Annotated in this window: 13 protein-coding genes; 6 read left to right on the forward strand and 7 right to left on the reverse strand. The window is 68.5% G+C overall.

Annotation, left to right across the window (positions count from 1 at the left end; translation table 11 throughout):
* Positions 1–23: 23 nt before the first annotated feature.
* The 4 genes from speD to DAT37_RS26695 form a co-directional block, all read right to left on the reverse strand.
* Entirely contained in the window at positions 24–1232 is a 1209-nt protein-coding gene (gene speD / locus DAT37_RS26680) for an adenosylmethionine decarboxylase (protein ID WP_109527605.1), read from the reverse strand.
* Between the two features lie 7 nt (positions 1233–1239).
* Positions 1240–2340, reverse strand: coding sequence for a type III PLP-dependent enzyme (locus DAT37_RS26685; protein ID WP_109527606.1), 1101 nt, complete (start codon positions 2338–2340; stop codon positions 1240–1242).
* Positions 2341–2507: 167 nt separating this feature from the next.
* Complete coding sequence (locus DAT37_RS26690) at positions 2508–4982, reverse strand: DEAD/DEAH box helicase (RefSeq protein ID WP_408637444.1); 2475 nt, start codon at positions 4980–4982, stop codon at positions 2508–2510.
* Positions 4983–5070: 88 nt separating this feature from the next.
* Positions 5071–6012 (reverse strand): proteasome assembly chaperone family protein, encoded by a 942-nt coding sequence (locus DAT37_RS26695; protein WP_109527608.1) that lies wholly within the window; start codon positions 6010–6012, stop codon positions 5071–5073.
* Positions 6013–6294: 282 nt separating this feature from the next.
* Between DAT37_RS26695 and DAT37_RS26700 the strand changes: the two genes are divergently transcribed.
* Positions 6295–7005, forward strand: a complete 711-nt coding sequence (locus DAT37_RS26700) for a sensor domain-containing protein (RefSeq protein ID WP_232840008.1) — start codon at positions 6295–6297, stop codon at positions 7003–7005.
* A 103-nt stretch (positions 7006–7108) separates the two neighbouring features.
* A complete protein-coding gene (locus DAT37_RS26705; protein ID WP_232840009.1) occupies positions 7109–8485 on the forward strand; it encodes a DUF4192 domain-containing protein in 1377 nt (458 codons plus the stop codon).
* Positions 8486–8846: 361 nt separating this feature from the next.
* Here the strand turns inward: DAT37_RS26705 and DAT37_RS26710 are convergent, their stop codons facing one another.
* Positions 8847–11429, reverse strand: coding sequence for a cytochrome P450 (locus DAT37_RS26710; RefSeq protein WP_109527755.1), 2583 nt, complete (start codon positions 11427–11429; stop codon positions 8847–8849).
* Between the two features lie 142 nt (positions 11430–11571).
* Between DAT37_RS26710 and DAT37_RS26715 the strand changes: the two genes are divergently transcribed.
* The gene (locus DAT37_RS26715; RefSeq protein WP_109527610.1) at positions 11572–12849 is read left to right on the forward strand and encodes a glycosyltransferase; all 1278 of its coding nucleotides are present in this window, start codon (positions 11572–11574) and stop codon (positions 12847–12849) included.
* Positions 12846–13607, forward strand: coding sequence for an ABC transporter permease (locus DAT37_RS26720; protein WP_109527611.1), 762 nt, complete (start codon positions 12846–12848; stop codon positions 13605–13607). The genes DAT37_RS26715 and DAT37_RS26720 overlap by 4 nt, the downstream gene beginning before the upstream one ends.
* A gap of 1 nt (position 13608) precedes the next feature.
* Here DAT37_RS26720 and galE read toward each other — a convergent pair whose 3' ends face one another.
* Positions 13609–14589: a UDP-glucose 4-epimerase GalE gene (galE, locus tag DAT37_RS26725; RefSeq protein ID WP_109527612.1), complete on the reverse strand. Its 981-nt coding sequence runs from the start codon at positions 14587–14589 to the stop codon at positions 13609–13611.
* 3 nt (positions 14590–14592) lie between these two features.
* A complete protein-coding gene (locus DAT37_RS26730; RefSeq protein ID WP_109527613.1) occupies positions 14593–15279 on the reverse strand; it encodes a metal-dependent transcriptional regulator in 687 nt (228 codons plus the stop codon).
* A gap of 229 nt (positions 15280–15508) precedes the next feature.
* Here DAT37_RS26730 and DAT37_RS26735 point away from each other — a divergent pair, with 229 nt between their 5' ends.
* Positions 15509–16798 carry an acetoin utilization protein AcuC gene (locus DAT37_RS26735; RefSeq protein WP_109527614.1) on the forward strand — a complete coding sequence of 430 codons (1290 nt, stop codon included), beginning with the start codon at positions 15509–15511 and terminating at the stop codon, positions 16796–16798.
* On the forward strand, positions 16791–19478 hold the full coding sequence (locus tag DAT37_RS26740) for a bifunctional acetate--CoA ligase family protein/GNAT family N-acetyltransferase (RefSeq protein WP_109527615.1): 2688 nt from the start codon (positions 16791–16793) through the stop codon (positions 19476–19478). Before DAT37_RS26735 ends, DAT37_RS26740 begins: the two co-directional genes overlap by 8 nt.
* Positions 19479–19515 lie beyond the last annotated feature (37 nt).

Consider the following 19515-nt stretch of genomic DNA (forward strand, 5'->3'; position numbering starts at 1 on the left):
GCCGACGAGTCGGCGTGTGCCGGTTACTGCCGCGCGCGCAGCGCGTAGGGCTCGATCGAACCGCGGACGAGGGCGCGCGCGTCGATCGTCTCGGGCCGGTAGGGCAGGGTGACCAGCCGGTCGGTCATGCCCGGTACCGGATCGCCGACCTTCTCGTTGAGGCCGAACAGGAACGACCACTCGTGCTCGTCGCTGGTGTAGAGCACGACGGTGCCGAACTGCTCGTGGAACCGCTGCCACGACCGCTTCAGGGTCTCGTTGCGCCACATGGTCGCGCATCCGGCCTGTGCGCTCAGCACGCCGCCCGGTGCGAGCAGCTCCCGACATCGTGACAGGAACTCCGACTCGTAGAGGCGGTTGTGCTGCGCGTCCTCGACCCGCTCGTCGGGCAGGTCGATCACGATGACGTCGTAGCGGGTGCCCGACTCCTGCGCGTTCGCCAGGAAATCCCATCCGTCGGCGTAGTGCACCGTGATCGGCCCCTCGCCCTTGACGGCGTCGGCCAGTTCGTTGCTGGTGTAGCCGTAGGGCAGGTGCTCGGCGCACAACTCGACCTCGAGCTGGTCGATGTCGACGTGATCGACACGGATCGCACCCGCCGCGACCGACATCTGACTCGCCACACCCTCACCGGAGCCGATGATCAGCACCCGATCCAGCTTCTCGGCCAGCACGAAGGCGGGAACCATCATCGCCTCGTGGTAGGTCAGCTGGGAGAACTCGGTGGACTGACGGTCGTCGTCGGAGAACAGGCTGATGCCCTGCTCCGTTCGCGCGATCACCATGTGCTGGTACGGGGTGTGCGTGTCGACGATGACCTCGCGCAGATCCCAGGTGCGGGTGAGTCCGTCGCCGACGGGTTCCCGGATCTTCTCCGCTCCGTGTCCGCGCTGCACGACCTGCATGCGAACCTGCTTGGGAGACAACTTGTCTCGCAGTTCGTCGACGGCCTTCGTCGCGCCGGCGCCGATGCTGCCGCAGGTGAAGACGTCGACGAAGATATCGCCGGACTCCGGATAGGTGTGAATCGAGGCGTGGGACTCCGACAACAGCGCGAGGACGGTCACCCCCTGCGGATCGAACTGTTTGTGCACGACATCGCAGATGGTGACGCCCGCCGCGATCAGAGACTCACGCAACGCCGATTCGAGTCGTTCGAGGTCGTTGCACAGGGTCGCGTCGACACCACCGAACTCGGCCAGCACATGCCAGCCTGTGAATTCCGCCGTCATGGCAAACTCACTCTCGCTCAGCGCCCGAGACATGAACGGTCAAGGGCGGAAAACCATTGAAGGACACCGACGAGTAACTCGCGGTATAGGCGCCGGTATGCAGGATCCTGATGGGATCTCCGGCTCGCAACGTGGTCGGTAGCAGGACTCGCGTGCGTTGATACAGTACATCGTCGCCGTCGCAGGTCGGTCCGGCGACCACCGCCTCGTCGACGGGATCGCCGTCGCGGTCGGTGGCGAATCGATAGGCGATGTACTCGTTCTCGGTCTCGGCCATGCCGTTGTAGCGGCCGATGTCGAGATAGACCCAGCGCCGTCCGTCCGGCGCGATACGGATGCCGACGACCTCGGCGTGGATCGTGCCCGCGTTCCCGACCAGGGCGCGGCCCGGCTCGACCACGAGTTCGGTTGCGGTGGGCAGGAATTCGTTCGCCGCGGTGTCGATCACCGAGGCGATCGCCGTGAGGTCGGGGGCGGCGTCGGCGTAGGAGATCGGCAGGCCGCCACCGATATTCACCGAGCGCACGACGATCCCCTTGGCCGTGAGCGCGTCGGTGATCTCGGCGGCCTGTCCGATGCCGATCCGCCAGGCGTCGGGGTCGAGTTGCTGGGAGCCGACGTGGAAATACGGTCCGGCGACGATCAGTCCCAGATCACGGGCGCGCACCAGCAGCCGGAAGGCCTCGGCCGGGGCGCAGCCGAATTTGGCGCCGAAAGGGGTCCGCGATTCGGGCGCGGAGGACAGGAAACGGCATTCGACCTCCGAACCCGGCGCGTGTTCGGCGATGCGCAGCAGGTCGTCCTCGGTGTCGAAGGCGTAGCGGCGCACGCCGAGGGCGTGGGCGCGGGCGATATCGGCGGCCTTCTTGATGGGATTGCCGTAGCAGAGGGTGGCGGGCTCGACGCCCAGATCCAGGCACTGGACGATTTCGCCGATACTGGCGACATCGAATTCGGCGCCCTCGGCGGCGAGCAGGGTGATGAGCTCGTCCACCGGACTTGCTTTGACTGCGTAACGGATGCGTGCCGCGGGCATGGCGGCGGCGAGTGCGCGGTAATTCTCGCGAACTCTTCCAGGGTCGATGACAAGATATGGCGATTCGGGCATAGTTGATCTTTCGCGTCGGCAGCGGGGGAGAGAGTATCAGCGGCCGTTACCCGGAAACGAATCCGACGAAACCACGATTCGCGACAGGGCCGCCCGCGGCGTCGTCCCCCGTGGGCGGACGCCGCTGACCAGGCACTACGGCGGGGAGTCGGGAGGTTGCGGGAGGTTCAGCCCGCGGTGACGGTGATCTCGTCGAAGACGACCTCACCGGCCGCGTCGGATTCGGCGAGATCGACGGTGGCGTCGACCGACCACCCGTGATCGCCTGCCGGATCGTCGAGCACCTGGCGTACCTGCCAGAAACCGGGTCTTCGTTCGATCTGGAACAGCTGCGGTCCGCGTGCGTCCGGGCCGATGCCGATACGCTCGTACTCGGCGAAATAGGGCGCGAGCGCCGTCTCCCAGTCCGGGCCGGTGCCGAGTTCGTCGAGGGTGTGCCAGTGCCGCAGCGACGCGAGTTCGACGCGGCGGAACATGGCATTGCGCACCATCACGCGGAAGGCGCGCTCGTTGGCGGTGATCGGGCGGACGGATTCCGCGCCGAAGGCCACCTGGTCGGTGTCGGTCTCCGCGCCGGGGTTGGTGAGCTGTTCCCATTCGTCGAGCAGACTGGAATCGACCTGTCGGATGAGTTCACCGAGCCATTCGGTGATGTCCTCGAGTTCCTCGGTCCGCGCGGATTCGGGAACGGTGCGCCGCAGCGCGCGGTAGGCGTCGGCCAGGTAGCGCAGCACCACACCCTCCGAACGCGCCAATTCGTAGAACGAGATCAACTCGGCGAAGGTCATCGAGCGTTCGATCATGTCGCGCACGACCGATTTGGGGGAAGGCGCGAATTCCGACACCCACGGATGCCCGCCCCGGTAGGTCTCGAAGGCGGGTTCGATCAGCTCGGCCAGCGGTTTGGGCCAGGTGACGTCCTCGAGCAGTTCCATGCGCTCGTCGTATTCGATGCCGTCGGCCTTCATCTCCTGGATCGCCACACCGCGCGCCTTGTGCTGCTGGGCCATCAGCAGCTGACGCGGATCCTCCAGGGTGGATTCGATGAGCGACACCACATCGAGGGTATAGCTCGTCGCCTCTTTGTCGAGGAGGTCGAACGCGGCCAACGCGAAGGGCGACAGCGGCTGATCGAGGGCGAAATCGCGTTGCAGGTCCACCGTCAGCCGCGCGCGCCTGCCGAGAGCGTCCGGCTCCGGGAGTTGTTGCACCACACCGGCGTCGCGCAACGCCCGGTACAGACGCAGCGCGCGCAGGATATGTTTGCGCTGGGCCGGTCGCGGTTCGTGATTGTCCTCGAGCAGATGGCGCATCGCGTCGAAACAGTTTCCGGGCCGGGCGATCACGTTGAGCAGCATGGCGTTGGTGACCGAGAAACGCGACACCATCGGCTCCGGCTGGGCGTGCACGAGCCGGTCGAAGGTCTCCTCACTCCAGGAGACGAAACCCTCGGGTGGTTTGCGCCGCTGTACCTTGCGCTGTTTCTTGGGATCGTCGCCCGCCTTGGCGATCAGGCGGGTGTTCTCCACCTCGTGGTCGGGCGCCTGCACCACCACCGTGCCCATGGTGTCGAATCCCGCGCGACCCGCGCGCCCGGCGATCTGGTGGAATTCGCGGGCCTTGAGTCTGCGGGTGCGCACCCCGTCGTATTTGGTGAGTCCGGTGAGCAGCACCGTCCGGATCGGCACGTTGATGCCGACGCCGAGGGTGTCGGTGCCGCAGACCACTTTCAGCAGCCCCTCCTGGGCCAGCCGCTCCACCAGTCGCCGGTATTTGGGGAGCATGCCCGCGTGGTGCACGCCGATGCCGTGCCTGATCAGCCTGGACAGGGTCTTGCCGAAACCGGCCGCGAAACGGAATTCGCCGATGGCCGTGGCGATGGCGTCCTTCTCCGCGCGGCTCGCGAAGTTGACGCTGGTCAGCGCCTGGGCCCGTTCCAGCGCGGCGGCCTGGGTGAAATGCACGACGTAGACGGGCGCCTGGTGGGTGGTGACCAGTTCTTCGAGCGTTTCGGTGATGGGCGTGCGCGCGTAGGAGAAGGTCAGCGGCACAGGACGTTCGGTGCCCGAGACGATCGCGGTGGGATTGCCGGTGCGCCGTTCGATATCGGAGGCGAAGAAGTCGACCTCGCCCAGAGTCGCCGACATCAACAGGAATTGGGCGCGCGGGAGCTCCAGCAGCGGGACCTGCCACGCCCAGCCGCGATCGGGATCGGCGTAGAAGTGGAATTCGTCCATCACGACCTGGCCGACATCGGCGGCCGAACCCTCGCGCAGCGCCATGTTCGCCAGGATCTCGGCGGTGGCGCAGATGATCGGGGCATCGGCGTTGACCGCGGCGTCACCGGTGACCATCCCCACCTTGTCGGCGCCGAATACCTCGCACAGGGCGAAGAACTTCTCGCTGACAAGGGCTTTGATCGGGGCGGTGTAGTAGCTGCGCTGACCGCGGGTCAGCGCGAACAGATGCGCGCCGACGGCGACCAAGGATTTCCCCGACCCCGTCGGGGTCGCCAGGATGACGTTGGATCCGGACGCCAGCTCGAGCAGCGCCTCGTCCTGCGCGGGATAGAGCGAGGTGCCACGCTCCGCGGCCCAGGCACCGAAGGATTCGTACAGTGCGTCGGCGTCGGTCCCCGGTATCTCGAGCAGTTCGGTCAGATCCACTCCGACCACCCTACGTGCTCGCGGACGGTGATCCGAGCTGGGCGTTCCCCCGGTCGGGGCGGGATCAGACCTGCGGGCTCGCGTCGCCGTCCCAGCCGCCCTGTTCGGCGAGGAAACGTTCGAATTCGGCGCCGAGCTCGTCGCCGCTGGGGAGTTCGCCGTCACTGGCGAGCAGACTCGACTGCTGCTCCTGGGCCGTGACGAAGCTGTCGTACTGGCGTTCCAGCGCGTTCACCACGGTCTCGACCTCGGAGTTGCCCGCGATGTGCTCGTTGACCTGCTCGCGCACCCGAGCGGCCGATTCACCCAACGCGGCGAGCGGAATCTCCAAACCGGCGTTGTCGGCGACATTTTCGAGCAATGTCTGCGCGGCCTCCGGGTAGGCGGTCTGTGCCAGGTAGTGCGGCACGTGCACCGAGAAACCGACGGATTCGTGTCCGTGCTGGGCCATGCGGTACTCCAGCAGCGACGACGCGCTGCCCGGCACCTGCAATTCGCCCGGCCAGCGCTGGTGGTCGGCGATCAGATCACGGTCCGAGGAATGCGCGGTGACACCGAGCGGACGGGTATGCGGGATGGCCATCGGAATGGCGCTGAGCCCGATGCTGCGGCGCACGCCGAGTTGTTCGGCCAGCAGCCGTACCGCCGTGGTGAATTTCTCCCACCGTAGGTCCGGCTCGATACCCGCCAGCAGCAGGAACGGGGTGCCGCCGGTGTCGCGTAGCGCCCACAGGTTGAGTTCCGGCTCGGCGTAGTCGGAGAAATGGTCGGTCTTGAACGTCATGAGGGGACGCCGCGAGCGGTAGTCGAGCAGCTCGTCGACGGCGAACGAGGCGACCAGTTCGCTTTCGAGGCTCTCGCGCAGGTGCGTGGTGGCCAACCGCACCGCGTGACCGGCGTCGGTGAACCCTTCCAGTCCGTGCACAAGGACCGGACCCGAGCCGTCGGCGGACGACAGCTGCGGAGCGGGGAACTCCAGTTCGTACATTCGCGACTCGTAGTCCATCGCGTACTCCTTCCTGCGCGGTCCGCACCTGCGAGCCGGATGCGGTCCGGGAACTCCGTGCCCCGGCACCCGATGTGCGCCGCGCGCGGGGGGAACCCTGTCCATTGTCCCCCATGCCGGTGACACGCACCGCGCACGGTGCTACACCGACCCATATGTCCAGGCAACAGCCATCGGGTCGTCAGCATTCCCGCGCTGTGCAATTCGCACCGTGCGAGCCTCGAGGACGGCCGTCGGCGTGGCATCGCGGGCGACCCCGGCGAGTTTGGCACAGTGGGCGCTGTGACCGGGCCGGTTTCGACCAAGGGGGCAGTACTCGCGGTGGTGTCGGCGGTCGCGGTGCTGGCGTCGACGACGACCGGTTGCGGATCGGAAACGCCGGGTCGCCCCGTCGCCGCCCAGCAGAGCACGATCACCGAGTACGTGAGCGCTGTTCTCGCGACGCTGCTGCCCGATCCGTCACAATTTCCCGCCCGCTATCCGGCGGTCGTACTGCCGCAGGAGGCCGCGGCGCAGGCGGTGGGCGATCTGACCGGCGTCCCACGTGGCGCGACGGTCCTGCCACGGGATTGCACCCCGCCGCCGCAGGATTTCGGGCCCGATCGGACCGCGGTCGCCGTCGGCACCGACAACGACTCCCGTGCCACGCTGACGGTGGAGTTGACCCGAACCACGGTGCCGCTGTCGGTATCGCGCGAACAACTGGCGCGCTGTGGGCAGATGCGGGTCAGCGCGACCGGCCCGACGACCAGTGTGCGCACCGAACTCCAGGATCCGCCCCCGAACGACGCCGAGGACGCCCTCGCCCTGCGCCGCACCGTCGTTCCCGACGCGGGCCGCACGGGGTTGACCGAGTCCATGTACACGGTGGTCGGTCAGGTCGGCGATGTGCGAATCACCGTGACATACATGACATTCAGTGATGCCGAGCCCGATACGGCGGCCGTGCGCGAGGTCTTCGCCACCACCGTCGAGAAGGTGCGCGCGGCGTAGCGGTTCGGCCGGTCCATCCACAGCCGAAGAGTTATCCCCAGGTTTTTCGAAAGCCCTGGTCGTCGGTCGGTCCGGCGCAGGTGCGCGGAGCAGGCTCTGACCCATGACCACATCGACAGAGCCCCACGATTCCGCCGCCGATCACGCCGCCGGTTCCCTCGCCTCGCCCGGGCTCGCCCCGATGACATCACCGCGTGCCTGCCGTCACGTCGCTCGGCGGGTGGCCGGGCAACGCGGGGCCGCCCACGCCGCGGCTTCCGAACCCCGGACGGCCGAGGTTCCCGAGGGGCGGGCGCTCGACACGGGTGCGTTCGACATCGAGCCGCGCGCGGGCGCGCTCGACGCGCGCACGATATGCGGTGAGAACGGTCCGCGATATCGCAGGAACGATCCGCCGCGCTCGGCGCACGTCGGCGATCCGGGTGAGTTGATCGCGGCGTTACCCGCCCTGGTGGGGTTCGCGCCGCAGCGATCGCTGGTGGTCGCGGTGCTGCGCGCCGGTGTGACCCACGGAGAGCGGCCCGTGATCGAGGCCTTGGCGCGCTTCGATCTCGCTCCGGAGACGAGGCGGCGCGCACGGGTCAGCATGTTCACGGCCTGTATCGCGCAGATCTGCGCGGTGGAGCAGGCAGCCGAGGTGCTCGTGATCGTGGTCGACGACCGACTGTCGGGTCCTTCGGTGGTCGATGCCGATGCTGATGCCGATGCGCTCGTCGCGTCTCTCGACAAGCGGCTGGGGCGGCGCGGTATCGAGATCGGTGGTGGCTGGGCGGTCCGGGGGATCGAGGCGGGTGCGCGCTGGTGGAGTCTGTTCGATCGGGAACAGCGGGGTGAGGTCCCCGATCCGACGGCTTCGCCGGTGACACTCGCCCACGTCCTGGAAGGGCGACCGATCCGCCGGTCACGCGCGGAACTGACCGCGCTCGTCGAGGCGGACACGGTGCGACAGGGGGAGGTCGCCGTCCTGCTTCCCGCCGCCCTCGCCATGGCGCGGGACCGTTTCACCCGGGCCGTGACGCACGGCGACCTCGACGGCTACCGGCGCAACGCGCTCGAGTTCGTGCTCTGGCAGATCGCCCACGTCGAATCCGGCGCCGTTCCCACCGTTCCCGAAATCGCCGAACTCGTCGCCGCGCTGCGGGATCGAGCGGTACGCGACACGATGTTCGCCCTCGCCGTCGGTGACCATGCCGCGGCGGCGGAAAGTCTGTGGCTCACCCTGGTGCGTGCCCTGTCCGGTCCCGACCGCGCCGAGGTCGCCGCGCTGCTCGGCTACAGCGCCTATATCCGCGGCGACGGGCCGTTCGCGGGAATCGCCCTGGACGCGGCGCTGCTGGCCGACCCGTTCCACCCCATGGCGATCCTGCTGGAAACGTCGCTGCGAGCCGGTATGCGGCCCGAAGCGCTGCGCCGACTGGCTCGCAGCGGGTACGACACCGCAGCCTGCCTCGGCATCGAACTCGGCCCGGCGGTCCGATGACGACGAGGCGAGGAGGTGGTGCCCCCACCGCGGGTGCGCCGCAGGGCTACCCGTCTCGGTCCGGTGGTGCGATGACCGCGAGGCGAGGTAGTGGGTGCCTCATCGCGGGTGCGGCGCAGGACTGCCCGTCTCGGTCCGGTGGTGCGATGACCGCGAGGCGAGGAGGTGGGTGCCCCATCGCGGGTGCGGCGCAGGACTACCCGTCTCGGTCCGGCGGTGCGATAACCGCCATGCGAGGTAGTGGTGCCCCATCGCGGATGCGGCGCAGGAGTACCCGTCTCGATCCGGCGGTCCGATGACCACGACGCGCGGCGGTGGCATCCTGTCGGCGGTGCGCCGTCACCGGAACACCCGTGGGTGGTCAGCGTGGACGCAGGGTCACGGGCAGGCCGGATGGCGACAGGACGAAATCGCGGTTGGACGCGCGAACCACGTAGTCCGGATCGGGGGTCGGCCGCCAACGGGCGAGCAGTGCCGCGGAGGCGAGGGCGATCTCGAGCGTGGCGAAATGGTCTCCGAGGCAACGGCGGCGTCCGACACCGAACGAGAGACTGGCCTTCTTGTCGATCTCACCCGCACGTCGCGGCGACCAGCGATCGGGATCGAAGACGTCCGGATTCGCGAAATAACGTCGATCGTGCTGAACCATGTAGGGACTGAACATGACCGCCGAGCCGGGGGGAATGGTGAGCCCGCCGATGGTGACCTCGCCGTCGGCGTTACTCGCGCTGATCCACGGTCCCCAGAAGCGCAGCGTCTCCGCCACCACCTGTTTCAGATACGGCAGGGCGGGCAGATGTGCGGGTCGCACCGGGTCGGATCCGACGACGGCGTCGAGTTCGGCGTAGAGCCGCTCGGCGACGGCGGGGCGAAGCATGATCTCGTGCCACAACCATCCCGCCAGCGACGCCATGGAGCCGACGCCACCGGCGAGCATCAGGATCGCCTCGTCGATGATGTGCTCATCGGACAGGCGTGCGCCGGTCTCGGGGTCGGTGTGCCGGATCAACGCCGAGACCACATCGTTGAAATCCTCGTCGCGACGCCGGTATTCGGCGATGACCTCGCCGATGACACCGCGCAGATGACGTGCCTTCCTGCGCCAGCGCAGATTGGCGATCACCCGAAGTCTGCGCAGCTGCGGCGGCAGAGCCGTGCGCAGGATCACCTGACCGAGCAGCCACGGCACATTGTCGCGGATCGCGCGGCGGGCCTCGGCGCTGAAATCGGCCGTGAACAGCGTCGAGGAGACGGTGTCGAGGATCAGTCCGTGGGCTTCGTCCATCAGATTCACGCGGGTGTCTCCGGGCAGTCCCGCCGACCAGGTTTCGGCGATATCGGCCGCCGCCGCGGTGTATTCGGACAGACGGCTCTGCCGCAGCGCGGGCGCGATCATCCGCCTGCGCAGTTTGTGTTCCGCGCCGCGCAGCACGTTCACCGAACCGCCCGCGACATCCTCGATCGCCTCGCGCAGGTCGTCTCGGTTGAATTCCGCGTCACCGAGACCGATTTCGCGGACGAGATCCGGGGTGGTGAGCAGATAGCCGGTCTTGCGCCCGAAATAGATACGCACGATGGGACCGAGTTCGGACAGCGAGGTGACGAACGCGGGCGCGTCGCGCAACGCACGCAGGCTGTGCCCGACCAGCGGCAGCGCACCGGGCGCGGTCGGCACCTCCGCCAGGGTGCGCGGCACGACGGGCGGATCGGCGGCCGGTGGCGCGGTGGCTTCCCGGTAGACGTCGAGTACCGCGGCGACCTGGCGCGACTGCCGCACCGTGTCACCCCACCCGTCGAGTGCCGCGCGCATCTTCGTCAGCGCGACGGGCTCTGCCACCAGTTCGGCGAGCGTTTCCGATATCGCGACCGCCGACGGACCGTCGGTGAGCCGTCCCGCGCCCTCCGGCACCGATTCGCGCAGGACGGGATCGCAGTGCACGATCGGCAGCCCGACCGCCACCGCCTCCAGCAGCACCATCCCCTGGGTGTCGAAACCGTACGAGGTGAAAAGCAGCGCGTCGGCGGTGGCGGCGGCCGCGAGCCATTCGCGCCGGGTGACGCTGCCGTGCAGGGTGATCCGGTCGGCCAGGCCGTTCTCGGCGATCAGGGCGGCGGCATCGGAACGGAGGTCACCGTCACCGTAGATGTCCAACGTGCACCCCGGCACGCGGCGGACGGCCTCCATGGCCTCGAGCAGCCGCTTCTCCCGGGAGAGCCTGCCGCACCAGACCAGGCGCAGCGGGTCGTGCTCGCCGCGTTCGGAATACGCGGCGGCGCTGTTGCTTTCGACGAGATCGTCGTCGACGCCGTTGGACACCACGTCCAGTGGCTTCGTGAGTCCGTGTGCGAGCAGTTCCGCCGCGAAATGCCGGGTCGGCGCGATCACCCGATCCGCGGCCTGCGCCTGCCCCGCGATGGTCCACCAAGCGTGGCGCGCGGCCCGGCTCTCGGCGCGATGGGGCATGTGCAGGGTGTACGGCACGAAACGGCCGTGCAGCGCGCGCAGGGCGAGTGCCGAGGCGTAGGGCGCGGGGGAGGTGTGCTCGATGAAGGAGTCGTCACGGCTCTGGGCGGTGTGCACGAGCGGGATCCGGTGCCGCCGCGCGGCTTTCATCCCGGCGATGGCGACGCCGTAGGTGGTGTGGGTGTGCACCAGATCGACCGGTCCGCGCGCGGCGAACACCGCGTCGATCAGGGCGTTGTTGCGCGCGGTGGGAACCACCATCGCGAAGCCGTTCACCACGACTCCGGCGAACGGGCGCAGTACCACGAGCTCCCGTGCGGCGAGGTCGTCGGGCGACGTGGCGTCCGCACCGGGCATCGGCGCGACGAACAGGGTGACACGGTGACCCGCGCCCTCGAGTCCACGGCACAGCGAGGCGACGGCGGTCTGGACTCCGCCGAGCGTGTCCGGGTGGTAGTCCATGAACATCGCTATGTGCACACTGTCGAACTGTACTGACACTCGATGTCCGGTGCGGGCGCATTCTTCGACGGATCGACGCTCGGACCTCGGCGCGCGGGCCCGTTCACGTGCGAGAGTGCCAGGGGACACCGAGGAGAACGACAGCACCGAAAGAGGCGCCGTGCGAATTTCGATACCCCTCACCGGAACCAGGGGGGACGTGCAACCGATCGTCGCGCTCGGCCTCGAGCTGCGCAGACGGGGGCACGACGTCCTCGTCGGGGCGCCGCCCAACCTGGTCGACTTCGTCGCGGCGACCGGTCTCGCCGCGCGGGCATGCGGGCCCGACATCCAGCGGCTCTACAGCTCCGACGACGGTCAGCGGGCCTTGGCGGCGGGCAACACCCTGCGGCTGATGCGGATGGTCGGGCATCAGATGGCGGGATACGCCGAGCAGATGAACCGCGAGGTCATCGATGTCTGCGCGGGCGCCGATCTCGTCGTCGCCACCACCGTCACCGAGGACAGAGCGAGTTCGGTCGCCGAGGCGCTGCGGATTCCGCTGGTGAGCCTGCACTACTTCCCGTGTCGAGACAACGCGGCCTACCCGTTTCCGGGTGCGCTTCCGCCGCGATGGAATCCGCCCGCTCCCGTCAACCGGGCCACCTGGCTGATCGCCGAGAACCTGCGTCGTGTGGTGTTCATGCGCTACCTCAACGCCCTGCGCGATACCCTCGGGTTGCCGAAATCGCGGGCGAGCACCGCGGCGGTACTGGCTCGCGCCGGGGTGCCGGAAGTGCAGATCTACGATCCGGCGCTGGTGCCGGGCCTACCCGAACAGTGGGATGCGCGTAGACCGTTCACCGGATTCATGACCCTCGACCGAGCCGCCCGCGAAGCGGTGGGCGAACTGGCGGGTGACCACGAGGCCATCCTCTCCTGGATCGGCGACGGCCCGGCGCCGGTGTTCTTCGGCTTCGGCAGCATGCCGATCCGCGACACCGCGGCGGTACTGGCCATGGTGCGCGACGTGTCGGCGCGGCTGGGGGTACGCGCGCTGGTGAGCGCGGGCTGGAGCGATCTGGACCCGGCCGATACGCGGTGGGAACCGGATCTGGCGGTGGTCGGCCCCTTCGCCCACGACGCGGTGTTCCCCCGGTGCGCCGCGGCGGTCCATCACGGCGGGATCGGGACGCTGTTCGAAAGTCTGCGAGCCGGATTGCCGACGCTGGTGTGTTCGGTGTCGTTCGAACAGCCGATGTGGGGCGGGCAGGTCGAACGACTCGGTGTCGGCGCGCACCTGCCGTTCACACATCTGAACGCGGCCGCGCTCACCGAGGCGGTGGCCGCGCTGCTGACACCCGAACGCCGCGCCGCGGCCGCGGCATTCGCCCCGACCCTGATCACCGAAGGCGCGTGTGCCCACACCGCCGATATCATCGAGGCGCGAGTCGGGTGAGCGCCCATATCGTCGCCGATTCGCTGGTCATGCTGCGTCGCTGCGCCAGACATACCCTGCGCAGTCGCGACACCCTGATCATCTCCCTGCTCATGCCGGTCCTGGTCATGCTGCTGTTCACCTACGTCTTCGGCGGCGCCATCGACGTGGGCGGACCGTATCTCGACTACGTGGTGCCGGGAATCATGCTGCTGTGCACCGGTTTCGGCTCCTCGATCACCGCCACCGCGGTATCCACCGACATGACGCGGGGCAGTATCGACCGGTTCCGGACTTTGCCGATGTACCGCCAGGCGGTGCTGGCCGGGCATGTGGCGGAGGGAGTGCTGCGCAATCTGGCGGCCATCGCCATCGCGGTGGGCGTCGCGGTGGCTCTCGGCTATCGACCGCGGGCGAACCTGTGGGAATGGTCGGCGGCCATCGCGGTGATCACGCTGTTCGTGACCGCGATCTCCTGGATCGCCGTCGCGCTCGGGCTGGTGGCCAAGAATCCGGAAGCGGCGGGTGGACTGACCTACGCGATCATGTTCATCCCGTACATCAGCAGCGCGTTCGTCCAGACCGCCACCATGCCGGGCTGGTTACGCGGCTTCGCCGACTACCAGCCCGCCACCCCCGTCATCGACACCGTGCGCAGTCTGCTCGGCGCCTCGGGATCGGGGGGTGTGGCCGCGCTCGCGGTCGCGTGGTGCCTGGCACTCGGGCTGCTCGGATTCGGCGGTGCGAGCATCGTGTTCGGCAGACTCTCGCACCGCTGAATCATCGGGCGCTGTGCGCGCGGGAACCGAGTGACCGCAGGAAGCTCCACGCGTCGGCGACGATCTCGTCCAGATCGTCGTGGACGGGCTTCCAGCCCAGTTCGGCGACCGCCCGCGCGCTCGACGCGATCAGTACCGCGGGATCGCCGGGGCGGCGAGGCGCGTCCTGGGCGGCGATGGGCAGGCCGGTGACCCGCTCGCAGGCCGAGATGACCTGCCGCACCGAGAACCCGGTACCGCTGCCGAGGTTGTAGACGCGATGGACGCCGGGCTCCGCGGCACCGAGCGCGAGCAGATGCGCCTGCGCCAGATCGCGGATGTGGATGTAGTCACGGACCGCGGTGCCGTCCTCGGTCGGCCAGTCGGTGCCGAAGACCGAGATGGCCTTGCGGTGACCGAGTGCGACCTGGAGCACCAGCGGGATGAGATGGGTTTCCACGACGCGGTTCTCACCGAGACCGCCGTAGGCGCCCGCGACGTTGAAGTAGCGCAGGCTGGTCGCGGCCAGGCCGTGCGCGAGCGCGTAGGAGGTGATGGCGTGATCGATCGCGAGTTTCGACGCGCCGTAGGGGTTGGTCGGGCGCGGCGCCGCGTCCTCGGTGATCGGCACCTGTTCCGGTTCGCCGTAGACGGCCGCGGTGGAGGAGAACACGAGCCGGGGTGTGCCCGCGTGCCGAATCGCCTCCAGGAGTTCGAGCGTTTTCACCACATTGCCGTGCCAGTACTTCTCCGGCTGCTGCACCGATTCGCCGACCAGCGACTGCGCCGCGAAATGAAGGACGCCGTCGAAGGTCTCGGCCCGTAGTAGTGCGGGCGCGGCGTCGGCGATATCGCCCTCGACGAATCGCGCGCCCGAGGGAACGCCCTCGGCGTTACCCGTGCTGAGATCGTCGACGACGACGACCTCGTGACCGTCCTCCAGCAATACCTGCGCGCAGACACCGCCGACGTATCCGGCACCACCCGTGACCAGAAGTTTCACGTCTCAGACCAGCTTCACCTGGATGGCATGCGCCATTTCTTCGGACAATTCGAAATCGTTGTGACCGGGCACGGTGATGATCACCGAACCCGGCTTGTTCTCGACCGTGACGCGCGCGTCGGGCACCACACCCGCCTCACGCAGTCGCCCGATGACCTCGGGATCAGTCTGGATGTGTTCGGCGAGCCTGCGCACCACCACCGCGTGGATCCGGCCCTGTGGCAGTTCCGACAGCCGCATCAGGCCCTCGCTCGCCGCCGACGAGACGGCGATCCCGAGTTCGTCCAGGCCGGGGATCGGGTTGCCGTAGGGGGACGTGGTGGGGTGGTTGAGCACCTCGACGAGACGGCGTTCGACGTCCTCGCTCATCACGTGTTCCCAGCGACAGGCCTCGGCGTGCACGTTCTGCCAATCGAGCCCGATGATGTCGACGAGCAACCGTTCGGCCAGACGATGCTTGCGCATCACCGCGACCGCCATACTTCTGCCCTTGTCGGTGAGCTCCAAGTGACGATCGCCCGCGACCAGCAGAAGTCCGTCGCGCTCCATTCGCGCGACCGTCTGGCTCACCGTCGGACCGCTCTGTTCGAGGCGTTCGGCGATGCGGGCGCGCAGAGGCACCACGCCCTCCTCCTCGAGGTCGTAGATGGTACGGAGGTACATCTCCGTAGTGTCGACCAGATCCTTCACCTGTTACCCCTTCGTTGGCACGAATTCTACCTACGCACCACAGCACTTCCGTTCGGCGCGATCGTCAGCCGTCGCGCGGTCGCCACGCTCGTCGACGACGTCCGCGCTGACGCACCCGCCGTGGGAATTCCGTCGGGGCACAGCAGGCCGGGCGTGTACGTTATAGCTCTATTTCTACTGCATAGGAACGTTCTACGGGGCCGCCAGCTTCCCGCGTACCGTTGCGATCATGGCCACTACACCTCGCGGCGAACATGAGACGCCGCTCCGGGCCGCGCCGACGCCGCGCCCGGAAACATCCGGCCGAGGAAAAGTCGTCTGGACGGACCGTTTCCTGGAGTATGCATGGACCCCGCAGCACCCGATGAAACCGGCGCGGTTGAAGTTCACCATGGCGCTCGCCGAAAGTCTCGGTTTGCTGGAAGGAATCGAGCGGCTGAACCCCGAACCCGCAGGTGTGAGCGATCTGTTACGCGTGCACACGGCCGAATACGTCGAGGCGGTCCGGCATGCCGTCCAGCCGCCCGGTCAACCGCAGGCGCCGCCGTTCGGGCTCGGGTCGGCCGATAATCCGGTCTTCCCGCAGATGCACGCGGCGGCCTCGGTGATCGTGGGCGGGACGCTGGCCGCGGCGCGCGAGATCGCCGAGGGCCGCACCCGGCGCGCGATCAGCATCGGCGGCGGCATGCATCACGCGATGCCGAATTCGGCGGCCGGGTTCTGCGTCTACAACGACGCGGCGGTGGCGATCTCCTGGCTGCTCGATCACGGTTTCGACCGCATCGCCTACCTCGACGTCGATGTCCACCACGGTGACGGGGTGCAGCGGGCGTTCTACGGCGATCCCCGGGTGCTCACCGTGTCCATCCATCAGCATCCGGCCACGCTGTGGCCGAATACCGGCTGGCCGGAGGAAACCGGCGTGGGCGCGGCCGAAGGCACCGCGATCAATCTGGCGGTGCTTCCCGGAACCCGGGATGCGCAGTGGTTGCGTGGATTCCACGCCGTGGTTCCCGGCGCGCTCGAGGCCTTCCGGCCGCAGATCGTGGTGAGCCAGTGCGGGGTCGACACCCACCGCGAGGATCCGCTCGCCGATCTCGAACTGACCGTCGACGGTCAGCGCGCGGCATTCCTGGCCATGCGCGAGCTGGCGGATCGCCACGCCGAGGGGCGCTGGCTCGCGGTCGGTGGTGGCGGATACGGACTGTACCGGGTGGTCCCGCGGGCCTGGACGCACCTGCTCGCCGCCGCGCTCGACCGCGATATCGCCCCCGAGACCCCGGTGCCGCAGGGGTGGATCGATATGATTCGCGCCGAGGCGCCGATGCTGGAACCGCCGCGCACGATGGGCGACGGCGGCGATATCGCCTATCGCCGGTGGGACGGTCCCGGCGGAACCGGCGAGACCGGTGACGCACGGTACGACCGTGCCCAACGCGCCGTCGACACGGCCGTTCTCGCCACGCGCAGAGCGAGCTTCGGACTGCTCGGCCTGGACCCGGAGGATCCCCGTGACTGATTCGCTGCCCGTTCCGGATTCGCCGGACACCCCGGCGGTGCCGCCACCGCCGCCGGTGCACTGGTTCGCCGACGTACTCGCCTCCGACGGCAGGGTGGTCCGGTTGCGCCCCATCACCGCCGAGGACGCGGAGCGGCTCCAGCGATTCCACGCGGCACTGTCCGACCGCACCAGGTACCTGCGCTACTTCGGTCCGTATCCACGCATTTCGGTCAAGGATCTCTATCGGACCACCCACGTCGACTATCACGATCGGGTCGGTCTCGTCGTCGAACTCGGCGAGCAGATCATCGCGGTCGGCCGCTACGAACTGCTCGATCGGCCCGGTCGGCGTGCCGCCGAGGTCGCGTTCGTGGTCGCCGACGAACATCAGGGCCGCGGTCTCGGCTCGATTCTGCTCGAGCATCTGGCGGGTTCGGCGGCCGAGAACAAGATCGAGACCTTCGTCGCCGAGGTACTCGCGGAGAACACCACCATGGTGACGGTGTTCCGGGAGGCCGGCTACCAGGTGGAACGCAGCCGCGACGGTTCGGTGCTGCATCTGGAATTCGCGATCGACCCCACCGAAGCTCTTGTTTCCGTGCGCGATGCGCGCGAGCGGGCCTCCGAGGCGCGCAGTGTGGGCAATCTGCTCGCGCCGGGCTCGGTCGCGGTTATCGGGGCCACCCCGACGCCGGGCCGGGTCGGCGGGGTGGTGCTGGCCAATCTGCTGTCGGGTGTTTTCCAGGGGCCGGTGTACCCGGTGAACCCGAATCGACGTTCGGTGCGCGGGGTCCGGGCCTATCCGACGGTGCGCGATATCCCCGACGAGGTGGATCTCGCCCTGGTCGCCGTGCCCGCCGCCGCCATCGGTTCGGTACTCGACGACTGCATGGCCAAGGGGGTGAAAGGTCTGGTCGTGCTGACAGCCGGTTTCGCCGAGACCGGTCCCGAAGGCTCGGCCGCCGAACGTGATCTCGTCGCGGCCGCGCGGGGACACGGTATGCGGGTGGTGGGTCCGAGCGCGCTCGGCATCGCCAACACCGATCCCGAGGTGTCGTTGAACGCGACGCTGGCCACGATCCTGCCCGCGCGGGGGCGCATCGGATTCTTCTGCCAGTCCGGCCCGCTCGGGGCGGCCATCCTCGGCGAGGCCGCGGCGCGCAATCTGGGGCTGTCGACCTTCGTCTCCGCGGGCAACCGCGCCGACGTCTCCGGTAACGACCTGCTCCAGTACTGGGACACCGCGCCCGATACCGATGTGATCCTGCTCTACCTGGAGAGTTTCGGTAATCCACGAAAGTTCTCCCGGATCGCGCGCCGGGTGGCCCGCACCAAACCGATCGTGGCGGTGAGCAGTGGCCGCCTGGCCGCGCGCGCTCAGCCGACCGGTGACATGGATCGCTCGATCGTGCGAGATCTGTTCGCGCAGGCCGGAATCGTGCAGGTCGATTCGATCTCCGAACTCTTCGACTGCGCGGCGTTGTTGGGCTACCAGCCACTTCCCGCCGGCGGCAGACTCGCGGTGATCAGCAACAGCACGGCGCTGAGCTGGCTGGCGGTCGACGCGGCGCGCGGCGAGGGACTCGCGGTAGGCGACCCGGTGAACCTGGGCCCGCAGGCGACCCCGGGCGCGTTCCTCGACGCTCTGGTGGCCGCCCTGCGCAGTGACGAGACCGATTCCGTCATCGTGGTTTTCGCGCCGCCGGTGCCGCTGCCGATGGCGGGTTTCGCCGACGCGATCCGCGCCGCGATCGCCGCCGTTCCCGACGCGGGCAAACCCGTGCTCACCACGTTCGTGGCCGAACAGGGGATTCCGAATCTGCTGGCCGAGCGCGGCCCCGGCGGTACCGCGGTGCGTGGTTCCATTCCGTCGTATCCGGATCCCGAACGTGCCGCGCGGGCACTGGCCAGGGTGCGCCGATACGCCGAATGGCGCACCAAACCGGTATCCGCGGTGGTGCGGCCCGCGGGGATGGACACCGAAGCCGCCCGCGTCCTGGTGAACGATTGGATGAGGGAGGCGGGCGGGCGCTGGCTGACCGACCTGGAGACGGTGCGGCTGCTCGACTGCTACGGCATCGACGTCGTCACCTTCCGGGAGGTGCGCACCGCGGAGGAGGCGGTCGAGGCCGCCGAGGCACTCGGTTATCCGGTCGCGGCCAAGGCCACCGGCGAGGTCTGGCGGCGTCGCCCCGATCTGAGCGGGGTCCGATTGGATCTGTGGCGACCGGAGGCGGTGCGCCAGGCCTACCGCGATCTGGTCGAGATCTGCGGCGATCCCGTACTGCACATCCAGCAGATGGCGCCGACCGGAGTGGGTTGCATCCTGCGGGTCCAGGACGATCCGTCCTTCGGCTCGGTCATCGAATTCGGGCTGTCCGGGCTGATCATCGAACTGCTCGGGGACCGCGCCTATCGGGCGCTGCCGCTGACCGAGGACGAATCGGTCGCCCTCATCGACGCACCGCGCGCGGCGGCTCTGCTGTCGGGCACTCCCGCAAGCCCCCGGGTGGACAAGGCGGCGTTGGTCGAACTCGCCCAGCGCATATCCGCGCTGTTCGACGATCTGCCCGAATTGCGTGAACTGTCGTGCGAACCGGTTCTGGCGTCACCGACCTCGGCCGCGATCCTGTACGCCCGTGTTCGTATAGGCCCGGAACCCAGCCGATTCGACGTCGGGCCACGCCGACTCGCGTGAACACGCCGAGCTTTCGCGCGATTCGTTAACACCCCAT

It is taken from the genome of Nocardia aurea (genome assembly GCF_003123685.1).
Lineage (GTDB): Bacteria > Actinomycetota > Actinomycetes > Mycobacteriales > Mycobacteriaceae > Nocardia > Nocardia aurea.